The 18,143-nt window shown below is 63.1% G+C and carries 19 protein-coding genes; 10 read left to right on the forward strand and 9 right to left on the reverse strand.

What is annotated here, in order from left to right; all coding sequences use genetic code 11:
- The first annotated feature begins 98 nt into the window (after window positions 1-98).
- Window positions 99-605, forward strand: coding sequence for a hypothetical protein (locus HJA_RS05565; protein WP_035579315.1), 507 nt, complete (start codon window positions 99-101; stop codon window positions 603-605).
- Here the strand turns inward: HJA_RS05565 and HJA_RS05570 are convergent.
- Complete coding sequence (locus HJA_RS05570; protein ID WP_035579317.1) at window positions 602-1,060, reverse strand: Rrf2 family transcriptional regulator; 459 nt, start codon at window positions 1,058-1,060, stop codon at window positions 602-604. The genes HJA_RS05565 and HJA_RS05570 overlap by 4 nt on opposite strands.
- Window positions 1,061-1,430: 370 nt before the next feature.
- On the opposite strand from HJA_RS05570, the gene HJA_RS05575 reads away from it, so the two are divergent.
- Window positions 1,431-2,063, forward strand: a complete 633-nt coding sequence (locus tag HJA_RS05575; protein ID WP_035579319.1) for a peroxiredoxin — start codon at window positions 1,431-1,433, stop codon at window positions 2,061-2,063.
- A gap of 80 nt (window positions 2,064-2,143) precedes the next feature.
- Here HJA_RS05575 and HJA_RS05580 read toward each other — a convergent pair whose 3' ends face one another.
- On the reverse strand, window positions 2,144-2,449 hold the full coding sequence (locus HJA_RS05580; RefSeq protein WP_035579322.1) for a hypothetical protein: 306 nt from the start codon (window positions 2,447-2,449) through the stop codon (window positions 2,144-2,146).
- A 228-nt stretch (window positions 2,450-2,677) separates the two neighbouring features.
- Here HJA_RS05580 and HJA_RS05585 point away from each other — a divergent pair, with 228 nt between their 5' ends.
- The 4 genes from HJA_RS05585 (at window position 2,678) to HJA_RS05600 (ending at window position 6,086) form a co-directional block, all read left to right on the forward strand.
- Window positions 2,678-3,748 (forward strand): ATP-grasp domain-containing protein, encoded by a 1,071-nt coding sequence (locus tag HJA_RS05585; RefSeq protein ID WP_035579324.1) that lies wholly within the window; start codon window positions 2,678-2,680, stop codon window positions 3,746-3,748.
- Between the two features lie 83 nt (window positions 3,749-3,831).
- Complete coding sequence (locus tag HJA_RS17900) at window positions 3,832-4,173, forward strand: helix-turn-helix domain-containing protein (RefSeq protein ID WP_051597404.1); 342 nt, start codon at window positions 3,832-3,834, stop codon at window positions 4,171-4,173.
- A gap of 89 nt (window positions 4,174-4,262) precedes the next feature.
- The gene (locus tag HJA_RS05595; RefSeq protein WP_035579326.1) at window positions 4,263-5,429 is read left to right on the forward strand and encodes a CaiB/BaiF CoA transferase family protein; all 1,167 of its coding nucleotides are present in this window, start codon (window positions 4,263-4,265) and stop codon (window positions 5,427-5,429) included.
- 114 nt (window positions 5,430-5,543) lie between these two features.
- Entirely contained in the window at window positions 5,544-6,086 is a 543-nt protein-coding gene (locus HJA_RS05600) for a GNAT family N-acetyltransferase (protein ID WP_035579328.1), read from the forward strand.
- Here HJA_RS05600 and HJA_RS05605 read toward each other — a convergent pair.
- From HJA_RS05605 to HJA_RS05625, 5 genes are all read right to left on the reverse strand, one after another.
- A complete protein-coding gene (locus HJA_RS05605) occupies window positions 6,083-7,039 on the reverse strand; it encodes an alpha/beta hydrolase (protein WP_035579331.1) in 957 nt (318 codons plus the stop codon). The two genes, HJA_RS05600 and HJA_RS05605, sit on opposite strands and share 4 nt — an antisense overlap.
- The gene (locus tag HJA_RS05610) at window positions 7,039-7,779 is read right to left on the reverse strand and encodes an SDR family NAD(P)-dependent oxidoreductase (protein WP_035579334.1); all 741 of its coding nucleotides are present in this window, start codon (window positions 7,777-7,779) and stop codon (window positions 7,039-7,041) included. The genes HJA_RS05605 and HJA_RS05610 overlap by 1 nt, the downstream gene beginning before the upstream one ends.
- A 76-nt stretch (window positions 7,780-7,855) precedes the next feature.
- Window positions 7,856-8,722: an alpha/beta fold hydrolase gene (locus tag HJA_RS05615; protein ID WP_035579336.1), complete on the reverse strand. Its 867-nt coding sequence runs from the start codon at window positions 8,720-8,722 to the stop codon at window positions 7,856-7,858.
- 114 nt (window positions 8,723-8,836) lie between these two features.
- Window positions 8,837-9,271, reverse strand: coding sequence for a hypothetical protein (locus HJA_RS05620; protein ID WP_035579337.1), 435 nt, complete (start codon window positions 9,269-9,271; stop codon window positions 8,837-8,839).
- 382 nt (window positions 9,272-9,653) lie between these two features.
- Entirely contained in the window at window positions 9,654-10,331 is a 678-nt protein-coding gene (locus HJA_RS05625) for a Fe2+-dependent dioxygenase (RefSeq protein ID WP_035579737.1), read from the reverse strand.
- Window positions 10,332-10,533: 202 nt separating this feature from the next.
- Between HJA_RS05625 and HJA_RS05630 the strand changes: the two genes are divergently transcribed.
- Window positions 10,534-12,618 (forward strand): TonB-dependent receptor, encoded by a 2,085-nt coding sequence (locus HJA_RS05630; RefSeq protein WP_035579339.1) that lies wholly within the window; start codon window positions 10,534-10,536, stop codon window positions 12,616-12,618.
- A gap of 83 nt (window positions 12,619-12,701) precedes the next feature.
- On the opposite strand, the gene HJA_RS05635 is transcribed toward HJA_RS05630, so the two are convergent.
- Entirely contained in the window at window positions 12,702-13,595 is an 894-nt protein-coding gene (locus HJA_RS05635) for a LysR family transcriptional regulator (RefSeq protein WP_035579341.1), read from the reverse strand.
- A gap of 165 nt (window positions 13,596-13,760) precedes the next feature.
- Here HJA_RS05635 and HJA_RS05640 point away from each other — a divergent pair, with 165 nt between their 5' ends.
- From HJA_RS05640 to mmsB, 3 genes are all read left to right on the forward strand, one after another.
- Window positions 13,761-15,257: a CoA-acylating methylmalonate-semialdehyde dehydrogenase gene (locus HJA_RS05640; protein WP_035579343.1), complete on the forward strand. Its 1,497-nt coding sequence runs from the start codon at window positions 13,761-13,763 to the stop codon at window positions 15,255-15,257.
- A gap of 6 nt (window positions 15,258-15,263) precedes the next feature.
- Window positions 15,264-16,040, forward strand: coding sequence for an enoyl-CoA hydratase-related protein (locus HJA_RS05645; protein ID WP_035579345.1), 777 nt, complete (start codon window positions 15,264-15,266; stop codon window positions 16,038-16,040).
- 132 nt (window positions 16,041-16,172) lie between these two features.
- Entirely contained in the window at window positions 16,173-17,063 is an 891-nt protein-coding gene (gene mmsB, locus HJA_RS05650; protein WP_035579347.1) for a 3-hydroxyisobutyrate dehydrogenase, read from the forward strand.
- A 1-nt stretch (window position 17,064) separates the two neighbouring features.
- Here the strand turns inward: mmsB and HJA_RS05655 are convergent, their stop codons facing one another.
- Entirely contained in the window at window positions 17,065-17,973 is a 909-nt protein-coding gene (locus HJA_RS05655) for an ROK family protein (RefSeq protein WP_035579349.1), read from the reverse strand.
- Window positions 17,974-18,143: the final 170 nt, after the last annotated feature.

An 18,143-nucleotide genomic window follows, 5' to 3' on the forward strand; every position in this document is an offset into this window, starting at 1 on the left:
GCGGTATGCCGGCGGCGCTGGCCCGCCGCCGGATATTGCGTCTGTCTTCACGGTAGAAGGCGCGACGGTTCTGAGCTTCTGAAAGGAGCGCTACAGACATGAACAAGACACTGGCAATCTTTGGCTGGATCTTTTTCGGACTGATCATGGGCGTTGGCCTGATGCGCTTTATGTCCACAAGTGACGACCTCGGCGAGCTGGCGGCTGAAACGGCGCGTCCGGAACGCACGGCCGATGGCCGTATCGCACTGTACTATACGGCGGATGACCGGGCGCATATCAGCACCGAAATGCTCGGTTTCCTGCAAGGGCTGCAGACAATCAGTGCGGCCATCGCGGAAGAAGACCGGGAAACCATCCGCGATACGGCAGGCGCCTTGCGGCGCGGCAATGGCCAGGGACAGGCCGTGCAAATGAAGAGCCCGGAAGGGTTCCGCGTGCTCGGCCGGTCACTGCGTCAGGACTTCAGTGACATTTCGGATATGGCCATGACGTCGGAGATGGACGAGATCCAGCTGGTTGTCAGCAGCGCCATGGGGAAATGTTCTGCCTGCCATGGCAGCTTCAAGGCGGTGGAAGTGAAAGACGGAGCCGCCGCTGACTAGCAGCCCGACTCCAATGCCTCGCGATGGGTCTCCAGCCGTTCCATCAGTACGGGGCCGTTCGTGATCATGTCGGCCAGGGTCACCTTGTCCAGTTCCGCGAAGAAAGCGCGCAAACCGGCACGGAACAGCGTGCTGAACTTGCAGACACCGATGAGCGGGCAGGTGTTTGTGGACGGATTGAAGCACTCGACGACTTCCAGGTCGCCTTCCGTATGGCGCACGACTTCACCGATAATGATACGTTCCGGCGGACGGCCGAGGCGCACACCGCCGGTTCGGCCGCGGACATTCTCAAGATAACCTAGCTGGCCGAGCTGGCGCGCGGCTTTCAGCAGATGTGCCTTGGAGATGCCGTGCGCGTCGGCAACATCCTGAATGCGCACAAGCTGGTTCGGGTGTAGCGCGCAATACATCAGCGTTCTGAGCGCGTAATTGGTATAAGCCGTCAGTCGCACGTTTCCAGTTTCCTCCCGGCAGTTCCGCTGCTTCGGTCGTCTGTGACATACAAAAGTGTCAAAACTATTGCCACTATTACGACCGAACGGGCAATGCATGTCAATCCGTAACTCTACGGGTACGAAGCAAGAAAGTGGGTGGGTGATCCGGTGATCGCTAGAAATATGATGATTTATCAAGGTTTGTGAGTGCGCCCGGAGAGCTGTCCCAAGACTGCTTCCCCCATAAATCCATTCTATGGCAGACATCGGTAGAATGAGTTTGAAAAGTAATATATTAAATAGCACATAAAGCTCAGGAGGCGGCCCGGAATTCAGAAGGGCCAAACCCGGACACAGGATCAACAGTTCAATTCAAGGATATTATGCCATGTCATTGCGTATCGGAGACACCGCTCCTGACTTTACCGTCGCCACCCAGAAGGGAGAGATTTCCTTCCATGACTGGGCAGGCGACAGCTGGGTGTTTTTCTTCTCCCACCCGGCGGATTTCACACCGGTCTGCACCACGGAGATGGGACGAACCGCTCAGCTGGCGGATCAGTTCGCGGCGCGGAACGTGAAGCCGCTCGGCCTGTCGACGGATACGGTGGAAGAGCACGTCAAGTGGATCGCCGATGTCAACGATACCCAGAATACAGACCTGCAATTCCCGATCGTCGCCGACAAGGATCTGAAGATCGCGCAGACCTATGACATGATCCATCCGGAGCAGAGCGACACGCAGGCCGTACGCTCCGTCTTCATTATCGATCCGAACAAGAAGATCCGCTTGACCATGACCTATCCGATGTCCGTCGGCCGGAACTTTGATGAGATCCTGCGGGTCATCGATGCCCTCCAGACCAGCGACGCCAACAAGATCGCAACGCCAGCCGACTGGGTGCCTGGCAAGAAGGTGATCATTCCGCCGTCGATCAAGGATGAGGAAGCCAGGACCCTGTTCCCTCAGGGCTGGGAAACGCTGCGCCCCTATCTGCGCCTCACGGAGGTGAAGGCCTGACCGGACTGCTGCCCTAACGACCCCCTTCCAGCAGGGCAGCAAGGATCGCGCAGGCGCCCGCCGCCTGCGCGATTTCCTTTTCAGGCGTCGTCGAACAGGTCGCCGGTCGCTTCATCCCGGACATTGGCGATGTCTTCGCCGATATAGAAACAGGGATGCTTCAGGCGGGAGAGGCCAATCCCGCGCTCGAAATGAACCCAGCCGCCATTCGGCATGCGCAGGCTGAGGATCGGGGCATCGCAGACCGGGCAGGCGGAATGGAAGGACGCGCCCTTCGCGTCCCCGCCCTTGTCTTCAACGGGGACCCAGCTGGGGGCGACCTGCACGCTGTCACCCGATGAAAGCCGCCGGACATGTGCACGGCGCCGAACCCATTTGATGGACATACCAGCCTCCTTCCGGTGGGGATGGTCCGACTGTGCCGCCGATTCGGTTAAGGGCGGTTAAGCGTCTCCCCGCGGACCTCGTAGAATTACGTATCCTGTTGCAAATACAGGGGAAGCCGCCGCCCAGTACAGCACACTCAACTGGCAAGAAAGTTGCGACTGACTTCACCGGAAAGTGACCGGAAATTGATTCCGGAGCGATTTGGCACAGGTAGGCACAGCGGCTTCATGGGTACTCAGGGTGATATTCTGATCGTGGTTCATGGTCCGGGCCGTGGCCGTGGCGTGCCGACCGGGAATGTGTTCATGGAGCGCCTTCAGGCGACAGATCGTGCTTTCGCGGCACGGTTTCGTGTGCATGAAACAGGTTCCGGCGCCGCCGACCTGACCAATGTCGATCTCATCCTGTTCTGGCTGGGCGATCCGCTGCGGGAGAAGTATCCGGCCTGCTTCATGGAGGCGATGGAGATCGCTGCGGCGGCGCGGTCAGCCAATATCCGTATCCTCAACAGCCCCGAAGCGCTGAGCAATACGACCAAGACCCGCCAGTCGGCGATCTGGCACAAGGAACGCGTGCCGTCGGCCCGGGCGCGGATTGTGAACAAGCCGGAAAACCTTGCGCAGATCTGCAAGGATCTCGGCGGCACCTGTATCGTCCGGTCGGATGTCGAGCATGCGCAGCGCGATGTACTGATCGTCCGCAATGAAGCGGATGTGCGCCGGGCCGTGGAGACGTGTGAGTTTCCTGTCGCGGTAATCCAGAAGTTCGACATCCGGGGTGAATACCGGGCTGCAGGGGCGGAACCGTCCAGCCTGTTCCGGCGCTACCATCACAAAGCCCGCGCCTTCGTGTTCGGCGATGCCGTGATGCCGAGCCATCTGTTCTTTGCGTCTGGCCCGGTGGTCGGCCTGTCCAACTGCCTTCTTAAGCGCGAAGCCCGCCCGCGCCGGCGCCTGGCGCATCGGATCGGCTATAATCGCAAGCTGTTCGACGACATGATCCGCGAGGACAAGACCTATTTCGAGACCGATCCGCTCTACGCCAGAACCCTGGCCCACGGTGTCCGGGCGCTTGGGCTGGATTTTGCCGCGGTCGACTATAGCATCCGCCCCGATGGCAGCGTCGTCCTCTGGGAAGCCAACCCCTATTTCTGGCTGCCGCGCGGCGAGGAAAGTGTCCTCAGCGAGGAGCGCAATGCTGTGGAACGCGTGAACAAATCGCTCGACTGGATGGCTGACCAGCTGCGGATGGCCGTCATGGATGTGCATGACCAGACAGACCTGATGCGGGCTTCCTGACTGTCACATAAGATTAATCGCTCGGACAAAAAACCGTTCACGAACAGACATATTGAGAGGCCCAAGGTACGGGGCGTTCCGATATGTCTGGCGATCCTCAGCTTGTGTATTCCCTTGAGATCAAGGTCCTGGACCTTGAGGCGAAAGTGGCGTCCCTGGAGAAAACCCTGGACCGTCTGGCCCGGGAGGTCAGCGCCAGCGATCCGGCCAATGTGCCCGCAGATGTCCTGGACCTGATCGAGCAGGGCGAGCATCCGGTCCGCGCGGTCCGGCAATACCGGCTCCTGACCCAGAAGGAACTCGGCGAGCGGAGCGGCATCCGCGCCAATCACATCTCCGCAATTGAGCGTGGCATGCCCTATGGGCTGAAGACCGCCAAACGCCTGTCAGACGCGCTGGACGTCCCGGTCGGACTGCTCACCTGAGCTGTTTCCCCTAGGAAATCCCCACGCGGCAGGCCTTGCCAAGGCTGTCGGGGCTGGCCCATTGAGTACCGAAAAACAGGGAGATGCCCATGCCGGGAACCAATGTGCTGTCCGACATTCGTATTGCTGACATGACCACAGTGATCTTCGGGCCGTATTGCACACAGACCCTGGCTGACATGGGCGCCGACGTTGTGAAAGTGGAGCCGGCCGGCGGCGACGATTTCCGCAATGTGGGCAAATACGCGAAGAACCGGCACATGGGCCCCTGCCATATGACGATCAATCGCGGAAAGCGGTCTGTCGTCTGGGACATGAAATCCGAGGAGGGCCAGGAAGCGATCCGGCGCCTGATCCAGCGCAGCGATGTGTTCATCCACAATATCCGCCCGGATGCCGTGGCCCGTCTGGGGCTGACCTTCGAGGAAGTGAAGGCGATCAAGCCGGACATTGTGTATGTCCACTGCCTCGGCTTTGGATCCGAAGGCCCTTATGCGGGGCGGCCGGCCTATGACGATCTGATCCAGGGCCTGTCTGCGGCGACCAGCCTGTTGCCGAAAGTGGATGGCAATCCGCGGCCGCGCTTTATCCCGACCGCCTTTGCCGACAAGGTCTCCGGCCTGCACGCGGTTTATGCGACCCTCGCCGCGCTGCGCCAGCGCGACCGGACCGGTGAGGCGGTGCATGTCGAAGTACCGATGTTCGAATGCATCACGCACTTCCTGCTGGAAGAGCATTTCTACGAAGCGGCGTTCGACCCGCCGGTTGGCCCCTTCTGCTACCAGCGCCAGGTTGATCCCTGCCGCCAGCCTCTGCAGACCGCAAACGGCTATATCGTCATCGCGCCTTATGTGGACCAGCGCTGGGTGAAGCTGTTCGATGTGATGGGGGCGCCGGAAGAACTGAAGGACGAACGGATTGCCGACCGGCGCGGACGCTTCTTCAACATGGATTACATGATGGAGCGAGTGCAGCACTATTTCGTCAATCACACGACCGAGCACTGGCTGAAGCTGCTGGCCGAGGCCGATATTCCGGCCGCGCGGGCGAACGATTTTCCGGACCTGCAGGACGATCCGCACCTCAAGGCGGTCAACTTCTTCCAGCACCGCGAGCACCCGACGGAGGGCGGCTATTGGGAAACCCAGCCGCCGGTCCAGTTCGTTGGACAGCCGAAGCGTGAAATCACACCCGCGCCTTCGATTGGAGAGCATACCGATGATGTGCTGTCGGAACTCGGCCTGAAGGAGGACTGACCGGCCTACTGTTGCGAACGATTCACAGTTTTCCTTTCAGTTGAAATTGACAGCGCTCTTTGCGGGCATCAGGACTGTTCCGGAGTTTTCCGGGAGAGGTGTGATAAGCCGTTCATGAGCCAGGTTGAAAACTTTGGCCCTCTTGTGCTGAGGGAGCCAACCATGGACGACGTCGGGCGCCACTTCGACATTTATGGCGACCCGGAAGTGTCCGCCTATGCGCCGTCCGGGCCGCTGGCCGACAAGGATGCCAGCCGGCGGATGCTGCAGGCGATGAAGGACCATTGGTGGAAGCATGGCTTCGGTAACTGGGCCATTTCCACGGCTGAGAACCCGGGCCATGTGATCGGCTTTGGCGGGCTGGCTTACCGGCAGATCAATGGCAAGGAGCGCCTGATCTTCCGGTTCCGCTTCGCCTGGGATACCTGGGGCATGGGCTATGGCCACGATCTCGGCCGCGCCTGTTTCGGGGTGGCTTTCGGGGAGTTGCGGGCGGATGCGGTTCACGCCCTGGTCCGGCCGGACAATGCGCTCGCCGTCCGGATTCTCGAGCAGCTGAGCATGCGCCAGACCGAGACGCTCGACGATGTGCCGGAGGCTCCGCCCAGCCTGGTCTATGCGATCACCGCGGACGAGGCCCGCGCGGCCGGCTTCTAGGCCGCGCCGATTCCCCGCGCCAGCGCTTCGCGGGCATCGCGCGCGAATTGCTTCGTGACCCGTGCAGTCGGCACCCACATGAAGCCATGCGGCGCGCCCGGATAGACGTGCAGCTCCACCGGCACCCCGGCGGCCATCAGGCGGCGGGCATAGTCGAGATTCTCTTCGGTGAAGAGATCCATCGCGCCGGTCGAGATGAAGGTCGGCGGCAAGCCTGACAGGTCATCGGCGCGCGCGGCGGCGGCATAGGGCGAAACATCATGCCCGCCCGGCGCTTCGCCCAGCAGGGCCGACCAGCCGAAATAATTCTTCGCCCGGTCCCAGACATATTCGCCATACATGGGCGAGAGGTCGGCGCGGATCGTGGTGCGGTCGTCCAGCATCGGGAAGATCAGGTACTGGAAGCAGAAGCTGAACTCTTTCCGGTCACGGACAAGCAGCGCCAGCGCAGCGGCGAGGCCGCCGCCCGCACTCTCCCCTGCCACGGCGATCTTCGATGTGTCGACGCCCAGCTGATCGGCATTTTTGTAAAGCCAGGCGAGCGCGGCATAGGCATCCTCGACATTGCCGGGATAGGCGGTTTCCGGCGCGAGGCGATAGGCGGGCGCGACGACGACCGCGTCCATGCCCTTGGCCCAGGCGCAATGCTGCGGCGCGTTGCTTTCCGGGCTGCCCAGCACATAGCCGCCGCCATGCAGGTGGAGGATGGCCGGGCGGTCCTTGCGGTCAGACGGCGTGCGGCAGATCTTCATCCGCACATCCGGCGCGCCGTCGCGTCCCGGTGCCATTTCCTGCACGATGGAGACTTCCGGCGGCAGCGGCGGCATCTGCTCCTTTGCCATCTTCTCGCGCGCCTCGCGGATGGCGGGCATCGCTTCCCGCGACAGGGTCAGCGGCGGCATGGACAGGAAGAAATCCTTCAGCTCCGGGTCCAGCAGGTGTTCGGACGACATCACGGGCCTCCGTCGACGCGGATGATCGAGCCGGTGGTGAAGCTGGAATGATCGGAGGCGAGATAAAGCGCGGCGGTGACGATCTCTTCCGGACGACCCGGCCGGCCGAGGGCATTGTCGGATTTTTCCCGCGCCTCTTCCGTCCAGGCCTTGGAGATGTCGGTCAGGAAGGGGCCGGCTGCGATACAGTTCACGCGCACTTCCGGGCCGTATTCCCGGGCAAAGCTGGTGGTCATCGCGTTCAGCGCGGCCTTGGCACCGGCATAGGAGACGACGCGGGGCATCGGCACCAGAGAGGCGATGGAGGAGATATTGATGATGGAGCCGCCGCCATCCTTCTTCATGCGGTCGCCGATGATGGAGGCAAGGCGGTAGGGCCCTTTGAAGTTCAGGTTCACGACACTGTCGAACAGGTTTTCCGGCACTTCATGGCTGGGCACCATCGGGCCCATGCCGGCATTGTTGACGAGGATGTCGACGCGGCCGAATTCCTCATAGGCCATGTCGATCAGGCGGTCGATGTCGTCCCACTTGCCGCAATGCGCGCCGACGGCGAGCGCCTTGCGGCCCATGGCACGGACTTCCTCGGCGACTTCCTCGCAGGCCTCGACCTTGCGGCTGGCGATGATCACATCGGCGCCACGCTCGGCGAAGGCCTTCACCATCTGATAGCCGAGGCCGCGGCTGCCGCCGGTGACGAGGGCGACTTTGCCTTCCAGACTGAAGAGCGGATCTGCCATGGGTTCCTCCTGATATGTTTCACGCCAGTCTGGCCCGGGACGGACGCGCGCACCAGTCGTGACCTATGGTCAGGACCTAGAGGAACGCTTTCAGGTCCGCGACGAACTCGTCCAGCTTGTCATGGTGCAGCCAGTGGCCGGCATCCTTGTAGAGTTTCACGGTCGCGTTCCGGAAATGCTTCACGCGCCCGTCTTCGGCCGGGTTGGAGGCCCAGCTCTTCTCGCCATAAGCCAGCAGGGTCGGGCAGGTAATGTTCGCCCAGAGTTTTTCCAGCTCTTCCTGCGGCATGTCATAGGGCGTCATGACGCGGAAATAATTGTCGAACTTCCAGGAGTAAGTGCCGTCCTCATTCTGGCTGATGCCGTGAATGGTCAGGTGGCGGGCCTGCTCGCTGGTCAGATAGGAATTCTCCTCTTTCATCCGCTTGTAAGCGTCTTCCAGCGACGGATATTTGCGCGGCACCCGGCCGGCGGCGGCGCGCTTGCCCTCGATCCAGTCCCGCATCCGCTTGTCCGGGTCGATGGCGAAGCGTTCGGCGAGCATTTTCGGTGACGGCCCCAGCCCTTCGATGGCGACCAGCTTTTTCACCATCTCCGGATAGATTCCGGCATAGCGCAGCGAGATGTTGCCGCCATAGGAGTGGGCGACGATGTGGACCGGGCCGACATTCAGCTGGTGGATCAGCTGGGCGAGGTCATAGACGTTTGCGCGGGGGCTGTACTCCCCGTCCGACGACCAGGCGCTGTCGCCATGGCCGCGCAGGTCCGGCGCGATGATGTGCCAGTCGTCGCGCAGTTCCTGGGCCACCCAGTCCCAGTTGCGGCAATGGTCGCGCCCGCCATGCAGCAGGATCAGCGTGGGGGCGCCTTCATTGCCCCAGTCGACATAATGGAGCCGCAGGCGCTGCGACATGAACGAGTGAGAAGTCGGTCCTGTAATCATGGCGCGAATGTCGGGCGCTCTGGCGGTCTTGTCCAGACATGCCGTCGCGCCCAGCACGTACGACGCCCGTGAAGGCGCTTGGTGTAGGTCTGGTTTTTTGGATTAGCTGCGGTTTCAGGTTTCCGGCAGGGGGAGGTTTAAGCCCCTTCTCCTTGGGGAGAAGGGGTTGGGGATGAGGGGGTAAGCCATATCCGCACGTACAGCACTTGCGGAAGCGCCTTTGCCCCTCACCCCAACCCCTCTCCCGAGGGAGAGGGGCTGCAAGTGGAGATAGGCGGGTGCTGCCGCACGACCGTCGCACGCAGCGGCGAGGCGATCATTGAAATGCTCGCGCGGCTTCAGCCATGCGCGTTCGGTTTTCTGCCCCGGCATCCACTCGATGCTGACCAGATAGACGCGAAGATTATCTGTCACGCTCCAGCGATACACCACCCCGCGGCCATAGGCGGCGCGGATCTGCGCGCGCAGCATCAGCACCTGGACCCAGATGATGGGCCAGAGGAAAGCGAGCTGCGGCGGGAAGTGCGAGGGAGGGTGAAAGAGTGACATGGCCCGCACTATACGTCAGGGGACGGAGGTGTTGGATAAGTTTGTCTTTGGGGGCGTGGCTGCAGCAGGATGGGGTGGTTTGGGTGGTGGATAGCCCCCTCCACGCGTCATCCCGGAAAGCGCGCAGCGCTTATCCGGGACCCAGCCAGCCCGCGCTCGTGCTTCGACTTCGCTCAGCATGAGCGCTTCTGAAGTGCGGACTCATCCTGAGCGAAGTCGAAGGATGAAGCGGCATGAGAGAAGGTCCCGGATATTTGCTGCGCAAATTCCGGGATGACACGTGACCGGGGGTGGCTGCCACAGGATTAAATCCGTCTACGCCATGCCCCTGCATGACCAATCATGACTATACCGGACTAAGCCGGTCTATGCCGGACCTGCCTCAGGCGTCGCCCCAGAGGCGGAGGAGGTTGGAGATCGTTTTCGCGACGGTCAGCATTTCCGGCGACTGGGGGTCGTGGGTCTGGCCGAGGGTGGCGCGGAGGTTTTCGAGGTCGAACAGGATTTCGCGGGCCGCTGCGTCGCGCACGGCGCTTTCGATCCAGCCGACGCAGACGATCCGCTCGCCGGATGTGACCGGGCGCACTTCATGCAGCGTGGTGGAGGGATAGAGGACGAGATCGCCCGCGTCCGGTTTCACGAGGTGCTCGCCGGCCGCGGTCTCGACGGCCAGTTCGCCGCCTTCATAGGTGGAGGGGTCGCTCAGGAAAAGCGTGAAAGAGAGGTCGGTGCGCAGGCGGCGGTCGCCCTTGCCCATAAAGGCATTGTCGACATGCCGGCCATAGCCGCCGCCCTTGCTGGCGCGGCTGATCATCAGGGGCGAGAAGCGGCGCGGCTGGGCAGCCGCCTGCAGCACGGGGTGCCCCTCGATTGCTTCCTGCAGCAGTTTCTTCACCGCCGTGCCGGTGGCACCGGAGAGGTCTGCCTGTTCGTTGCGCTTCACCTGGCGGGCGACAGCCCCGGCGGTGGTGGCGCCATCACGCCAGCTGAGGCCGGAGGCGAGGCGGGTGACTTTGTGCACCTGGTCGGGCGTGAGAACGGCGGAAACGGTGATCATCATGAGACTGGGCGCGGCTTTGGCTGGATGTGGCGTGATCAGGGCGGGACAGGCCATGACGATGGCATGACCATAACGGACTTCGCCTAGCCCAGATCCGGCGCTGCTGAAACCCGGGGACTTTCCCTAGAGGGTGGCTTGACGGCGTCTGCCGATAAGGTAATGCAATAATATAACAATTAAACAAGCGGATCCTCCCTCCCTCATGAAACAGCTCCTCCTCCTCGCTGCCTCGACGGCGGTCCTCGCCGGTTTTGCCCACGCCGATGCCCCGGACGACAAAGACCTGCGCCAGCAGTCGGTCATCGTGACCGCACCGGGGCCGGACAGGCTGGAAGGCGAACTGATCGGCAATGCGACCTCGATCGGCCGGGAAGGCATTATCGAGACGCTGGGCCCGACGCTGGGCGATACGCTGGACCGCCAGCCGGGTGTTTCCACCACCTTCTTCGGCCAGGGCGCGAGCCGGCCGGTGCTGCGCGGCCTCGGCGCAGAGCGGGTGCAGGTGCTGACCAATGGCATCGGCGTGATCGACGTCTCCGCCGCCTCGCCTGACCACCAGGCAGCGGCCGACGGCATCGACGCGGAGAAGATCGAAATCCTGCGCGGCCCGGCGGCGCTGGCCTATGGCGGGCAGGCGATTGGCGGCGTGGTCAATGTGATCGACGGCCTGCTGTCAGAGAGCCTGCCGGAAGACCCGGCCTCGGTGGACCTGTTCAGCGCCTATAACAGTGTGAGCGAAGGCACCGAAGTGGCCGGGCGCGGCCAGATGGTGCAGGGGCCATTCGTCTTCACCCTGACAGGCTCAGCCCGCGATTTCGGCAATTACGACATTCCGGGCATGGCCGAGTCGGCCCGGCTGCATGCGCAGGAAGAGGCCGAGGAAGGCCCGGCGCATGAGGAAGAAGAGCACGCCTCCGGGACGCTGGAGAACTCCTTCGCCCAGACGACCTCCATGGCCGGCGGCGTTTCCTGGATCGGAGAGAACGCCTTCCTTGGCGTGGCCGTGCGCCAGCAGCAGGCGCAGTATGGCCTGCCGGGCTCTGCCCATGAGCATGGCGACGAGGACGGCGATGCCGGCGACGCCGAAGCCGCAGAGGAAATGCCCTTCATCGACATGGAGCAGACGCGCTATGACATGCGCGGCGGCATCCAGTTCGACAACAGTTTCCTGAAAGAGATCACGGCGACCGTCTCGCAGGCCGATTACGAACACACCGAGTTCGAAGCGCCGGGCGAGCCGGGCACGGTCTACAAGACAGACGGCACCGAAGCCCGCGTCGAGGCGAGCCACGAGATTGGCCTCGTGAAAGGTGCGTTCGGTGTGCAGTATACAGACAAGGACCTCGGCGCCTATGGCGATGAGGCCTTTATCACGCCGACCTCCTCCAACAGCCTTGGCGCCTTCCTGTATGAGACGATCGACTGGGAGAACGGCTTCGGCCTCGAAGGCGGCGCGCGGATCGAGAATGCCGAACGCGGCAATGCGGCAGGCGATACCGATTTCGACCTGTTCAGCGCATCCGCCGGGGCGCACCAGCACTGGGACAATGGCTGGTTCGTCGGCCTGCAGGTCTCCCACACGGAGCGCGCGCCGAACGAGAGCGAACTCTATGCCGATGGCGCCCACCTCGCGACGGCGCAATATGAGGTCGGCAATCTGGGCATGGACAAGGAAAAAGGCCTCAACATCGAGGCGACGGCGCGCTGGGAAAGCGCCAATGCCAGTTTCGGCGTGAACCTGTTCCGCACCTCGTTTGACGGCTTCATCTATCTCGCGCCCGGCCTCTATGAAGGGGCTGCAGAGGTCGATGGCCTGCCGGTCTACCTGTTCAGCCAGGAAGACGCGACCTTCACCGGCGCGGAGATCTATGGCCAGGCCTACATCCCGCAAGGCCTGCTGAAGGCAGACTGGACGCTGGATGGCGGCATTGATGTCGTCGACGGCGAGCTGGATTCCGGCGGTAATGTGCCCCTGATGCCGCCGCTGACGATCAATGCCGGTGCGAAAGCGGACTGGGGCCTCTGGTCGGCCGGCGCCCATGTGACGTGGGCGGACGATCAGACCGACATCGCGACGGGCGAGCTGCCGACCGACGGCTACACGCAGCTGGATCTGCGGGCGGACCTGAACCTCGCCGAGCTTGGCTTCGGCAAGGATGGCACGACCCTGTTCGTCGACGCGCGCAATGTGACGGATGAGGAAATCCGCTATTCCACCAGCGTGCTGAAAGACGTCGTGCCTGCACCGGGCCGCAACATCCGCGTCGGCATCCGCGCGGCATTCTAGCTTCCTCCCGGAAGACCCGCCTCGCCCTCACCTCCAGCCGCTGTTCCCCCGTAGCGGTGCCTCCCCCTCCCGGAGGTGAGGGCTCAGGCGGCGCCGGTGAGCCGGGCGGCCGAGTCCGCGAACAACTCATCCAGGAAATCGCCCACCGCCCGTACGCGGGAGGTGGCGTGGACGTCTTCATGCACGGCGAGCCAGAAGCTGCGCTGCAGGGAGACGGCCTCCGGCAGAACGGAGACGAGCTGCGGATCGTTCCCGGCGATGAAGTGCGGCAGAACGGCGATGCCGGCGCCTTCGCGCGCCATCTGCCACTGGGCGACGATGGAGGGGCTGCAGAAGCGCGGCGTCAGGCCTGGCGCGATGTCTTCATGATAGCGCAGCTGCGAGGAATAGATCAGGTCATCGACATAGCCGATGAGGTCATGCTCCGCGAGGTCGGCGACGGCGGTGACCGCGCGCGTGCGGGCGAGATAGTCCGGATGGGCGTAGAGGTGCAGCACATAGTCCGACAGTTTGCGCACTTTCAGCCGGCCGGCTTTCGGCCGCGTCAGCATGATCGACATGTCCGCCTCGCGCTTCGGCACGGAGACGAAGCCGGAGACGGCGATGATGTCGAGCCCCACATGCGGCGCCTGAACGGCGAAGCGGGCCATGGCCGGGGCGAGTAGAAGACTGCCAAGCCCCTCGGTGACGCCAAGGCGCACGCGCCCCGTGGCGAGCGGGCCTTCGCTTTCCGACAGGCTGGCGATCTCTGCTGCGGAGTGTTCCAGTCCTTCTGCCTTGTCGGCAACGGCCTGACCGGCAGGCGTCAGCAGATGGCCTTTCGGCGTGCGTTCAAACAGTTCAAGGCCGAGGTCTGTTTCCAGCCGTCGCAGGCGGCGGCTGATCGTGGTGGCGTCGAGGCCCGTGCGCGCGGCGACATCGGCCAGGCGCGGATGGCGGCTGACATCGAGGAGGAGGCGGAGATCGTCCCAGTTCATGGTGGCCTGTTCTTTCGCATTTTGCCTGCAAATACGCAGCTGGTAGCTGCGATATTGTCCATTTACCTGAAATTACGCGCGCTTTACGGTCCCGTCAAAGTCAGGGATCTATGCCCGTGAAAATTCCACGGGATCCATTCCCGTCATCATTCAAGGGAGTTCATTATGCGCGAAGTGCATCATTTCATCGGCGGCAAGAGCGTGACCGGCACGTCCGGCCGGTTCGGCGACATCTACAATCCGAACACCGGCGAGGTGCAGGCCCGTGTCGCGCTGGCGACCGAAGGCGAACTGGATGCAGCGGTGGCGAATGCCGCAGAGGCCTTCCCGGCCTGGTCGGTGATGAACCCGCAGCGCCGCGCCCGCGTGATGTTCGAATTCAAGCGCCTGCTGGAAGCGAACATTAATGAGCTGGCCGAGCTGCTCTCTTCCGAGCATGGCAAGGTGGTGGCCGACTCCAAGGGCGACGTGCAGCGCGGCATCGACGTGGTCGAGTTCGCTTGCGGCATCCCGCACCTGCAGAAGGGTGAGTATACCGAGGGCGCCGGCCCGGGCATCGACGTCTATTCCATGCGCCAGCCGCTGGGCGTGGTGGCCGGTATCACGCCGTTCAACTTCCCCGCCATGATCCCGTGCTGGATGGCCGCCGTGGCGATCGCCTGCGGAAACACCTTCATCCTGAAGCCGTCGGAGAAAGATCCGTCGGTGCCGATGCGCCTGGCGGAGCTGCTGCTGGAAGCCGGGGCGCCGGAAGGCGTGCTGAACGTCGTCAACGGCGACAAGGTGGCCGTCGATGCCATCCTGAAGCATCCGGAGATCAAGGCCGTCAGCTTTGTCGGATCGTCCGACATCGCACAATATGTCTACGCGACCGGCACGGCGCACGGCAAACGTGTGCAGGCCATGGGCGGCGCGAAGAACCACGGCATCATCATGCCGGACGCGAACATGGAGCAGGCCGTCAAGGACATCGTCGGCGCGGCCTATGGCTCGGCTGGCGAGCGCTGCATGGCGCTGCCGGTGGCCGTGACCGTGGGCAAGAAGACGGGCGACGAATTCGTCGAGCGCATGCTGGACGCGGCGCGCGGCCTCAAGGTTGGCGTCTCCACCGATCCGGACGCGCATTACGGGCCGGTCGTTTCCGCCGCGCACAAGGCGAAGGTGGAAAGCTACATCCAGATGGGTGTGGACGAGGGCGCAGACCTCAAGCTGGATGGCCGGGGCCTGACCATGCAGGGCGCCGAGGGCGGATACTTCATCGGGCCGAACCTGTTCGACAATGTGAAGCCGCACATGCAGTCCTACAAGGAAGAGATCTTCGGGCCGGTGCTGCAGGTGGTGCGCGCGGAGTCTCTGGAAGAGGCCGCGGCGCTGCCCTCCAATCACCAGTACGGAAACGGCTGCGCGATCTTCACCTCGAACGGCCGCGCGGCGCGTGAGTTTGCGGCGCAGGTGAATGTCGGCATGGTCGGCGTGAACGTGCCGATCCCGGTGCCGGTCTCCTATCACACCTTCGGGGGCTGGAAGCGCTCGGCATTCGGCGATACGAACCAGCATGGCCCGGAAGGCGTGCGGTTCTGGACGAAGATCAAGACGATCACCCAGCGCTGGCCGGAAGGCGACATCGGCGACCAGGCCTTCATCATTCCGACGATGGGATAGGATTTCATGAACACCTACGACACCATAACTTTCGAACATAATGATCGCATTGCGCTGGTCACGATCAACCGGCCGGAGAGCCTCAACGCGCTGAACCAGGAAGTCATGAGCGAAGTGGCGCATGTCTTCGGCGAGATCGACCGGAACAAGGACATTGCTGTCAGTGTCCTGACGGGTGAAGGCCGGGCGTTTGCCGCGGGCGCGGACATCAAGGAGATGCAGCCGCAGAGCTTCTCCGATATGTATGTCGACGATTTCTTCGGCCTGTGGGACCGGTTCGCGGCGTGCCGCAAGCCGGTGATCGCGGCGGTGAACGGTTTCGCACTTGGCGGCGGCTGTGAGCTGGCCATGATGTGCGACATGATCATCGCGTCCGAAAAGGCGAAGTTCGGCCAGCCGGAAATCAAGCTGGGCGTGACGCCGGGCATGGGCGGCTCCATTCGCCTGACGAAAGCTGTCGGCAAGGCGAAGGCGATGGATATGGTGCTGACCGGCCGCATGATCGACGCCGCAGAAGCCGACCGGATCGGGCTCGTTTCCCGCGTTGTGGAACACGACAAGCTGATGGACGAGGCGATGGCAGCGGCGAAGGAAATCGCCGGCTTCTCCATCCCGTCGCTGATGGCAGCGAAGGAAATGGTCGGCCGGGCGCTGGAACTGCCGACCACGGAAGGTGTGAAGTTCGAACGCCGCCTGTTCCAGGGCCTGTTCGGCACCGCCGACCAGAAGGAAGGCATGAGCGCGTTCGTTGAGAAGCGCGCGCCGGACTTCAAGGATAAGTGATGCCGGAGGAACTCATCCTGAGCGAAGTCGAAGGATGGGTTCCGGTTCGTGTGGCGGGCTCAGGAGAGCCCGCGCACATGCTTCGACTTCGCTCAGCATGAGCGCTCGTGAAGGGCCCAAAGGGAGAAAAACATGACAAAGATCGCATTCATCGGGCTCGGCAATATGGGCTCGGGCATGTGTGCCAATCTCTGCAATGCCGGGCACGAGGTACACGCCTTCGACCTGAACGAGGCGGCAGTGCAGGCCGCGGCGGCGCATGGCGCTCTGCCCGCGCTGTCGCTGGCGGACGCCGTGAAGGCGGCGGATGTGGTCGTCACCATGCTGCCCGCGGGCAAGCATGTGCTGTCTGTCTATTTCGGTGACAATGGTGTCGCGGCGAATGCGAAGCCGGGCATGCTGTTCATCGATTGCTCCACCATCGCGGTGGAGGATGCGCGGGAGGCAGCCAAGCAGGCCGAGGCGGGCGGCTTCCTTATGGTCGACGCGCCGGTCTCCGGAGGCACGGCGGCGGCGGATGCGGGCACCCTCACCTTCATGGCGGGCGGCCCGGATGCGGCCTTCGCAAAGGCCAAGCCGATCCTCGACGCGATGGGCAAGAACATCTTCCATGCCGGTGGCAGCGGCAACGGGCAGGCGGCGAAGATCGCCAACAACATGCTGCTCGGCATCTCCATGATCGGCACGTGCGAGGCGTTTAACCTCGCTGAAAAGCTGGGCCTCGACGCGCAGACCTTCTTTGACATCTCGTCGGTCTCGTCCGGCCAGTGCTGGAGCATGACGAGCTATTGCCCGGCGCCGGGGCCGGTGCCGACCTCACCTGCGAACCGGGACTACAAGCCGGGTTTTGCCGTGGCGATGATGCTTAAGGACCTGAAGCTCGCACATGAGGCCGCGGTGGCGGCTGGCGCGAAGATCACGCTCGGCGAGATGGCCGAGAAGGTCTATGGCGACCTCGACGCGCGCGGCCATTCCGGGCTCGATTTCTCCGGTGTGATGAAGGATCTGAAGGGCGCGCTCTGACCTAGAGAGTGCGTTCGTGGCGGAGGCCGCTAGCGCGGGCCTCGGCCATGTACAGGGCGCCTGTGATGCCGGACCGGTCGCCAAGAGCCGGCGGCACGAGATAGTCCGAGAGGTCCCCGCCCGCCGGGCTGCAGGAGAGGTAGTCGGCCAGCAGGGCGCGGGTTGCCGTGCGGACCCGCTCCAGCAGGCCGGGCGCTTTCATCACGCTGCCGCCGAAGATGATGCGTTCGGGCATATGGGTCAGGACGATCGTCGCGGCGAGATGGGCGAGGTAGCCTGCCTGAAGCTCGAATGCGGGGTGGCCGCTCGGCATTTCCGACAGGGTCAGGCCCCAGCGGTCCGTGATGGCCGGTCCGCTGGCGAGGCCTTCCAGGCAGTCATTGTGAAACGGGCAACGGCCGGGGAACGGGTCGGACTCATAATCATGCGGCGGGTAGATGTGCCCCATCTCGAAATGCCCCATGCCGGACAGCGGGCGGCCATGGTTCAGAATGCCGACGCCGATGCCTGTGCCGACCGTGACATAGGCCAGCGTGCCAAGGTCTTTCCCGGCACCGAGCTGCCACTCGCCGAGCGCTGCGCCGTTGACGTCGGTGTCGACTGCGACCGGGCAGGGCAGGCGGTTCAGCCCGTCCATCCAGTTTGCGCCGGACCAGCCCGGCTTCGGGGTACGCTTGAGGGTGCCATAGGCCGGTGAGCCGGGGTCTGTGTCGACCGGGCCGAAGGTGGCGACCCCGATTGCGGCGATCCGCCCGTGATGGGCCTGCGCCTGGTCGAAAAAGGCACACACCCGCTGGAAGGTCGCGGCCGGGTCTGCCGTCGGGACGGTTTCGCTGGCCAAAATTTGGTCATGGCTGCTTCCGACTGCACAAACGATTTTAGTGCCGCCTGCTTCGATCCCACCCAGCATGGTTCCTCCTAAAGTAACGCGTCCAATGCGTTCATTAGCACGTAATAGGTATGAGTTCGCCTATCTTGCAACCTTCAAGAGAAAAATGAATCCGTATAAGCCGCAAATTCACGAAAAATTGTGCAGGCGCAACAAACCTCTTCTGGACTTTGGTCTGTTTGGACTATCTT

Source organism: Hyphomonas jannaschiana VP2 (genome assembly GCF_000685215.1).
Classification (GTDB): Bacteria; Pseudomonadota; Alphaproteobacteria; order Caulobacterales; family Hyphomonadaceae; genus Hyphomonas; species Hyphomonas jannaschiana.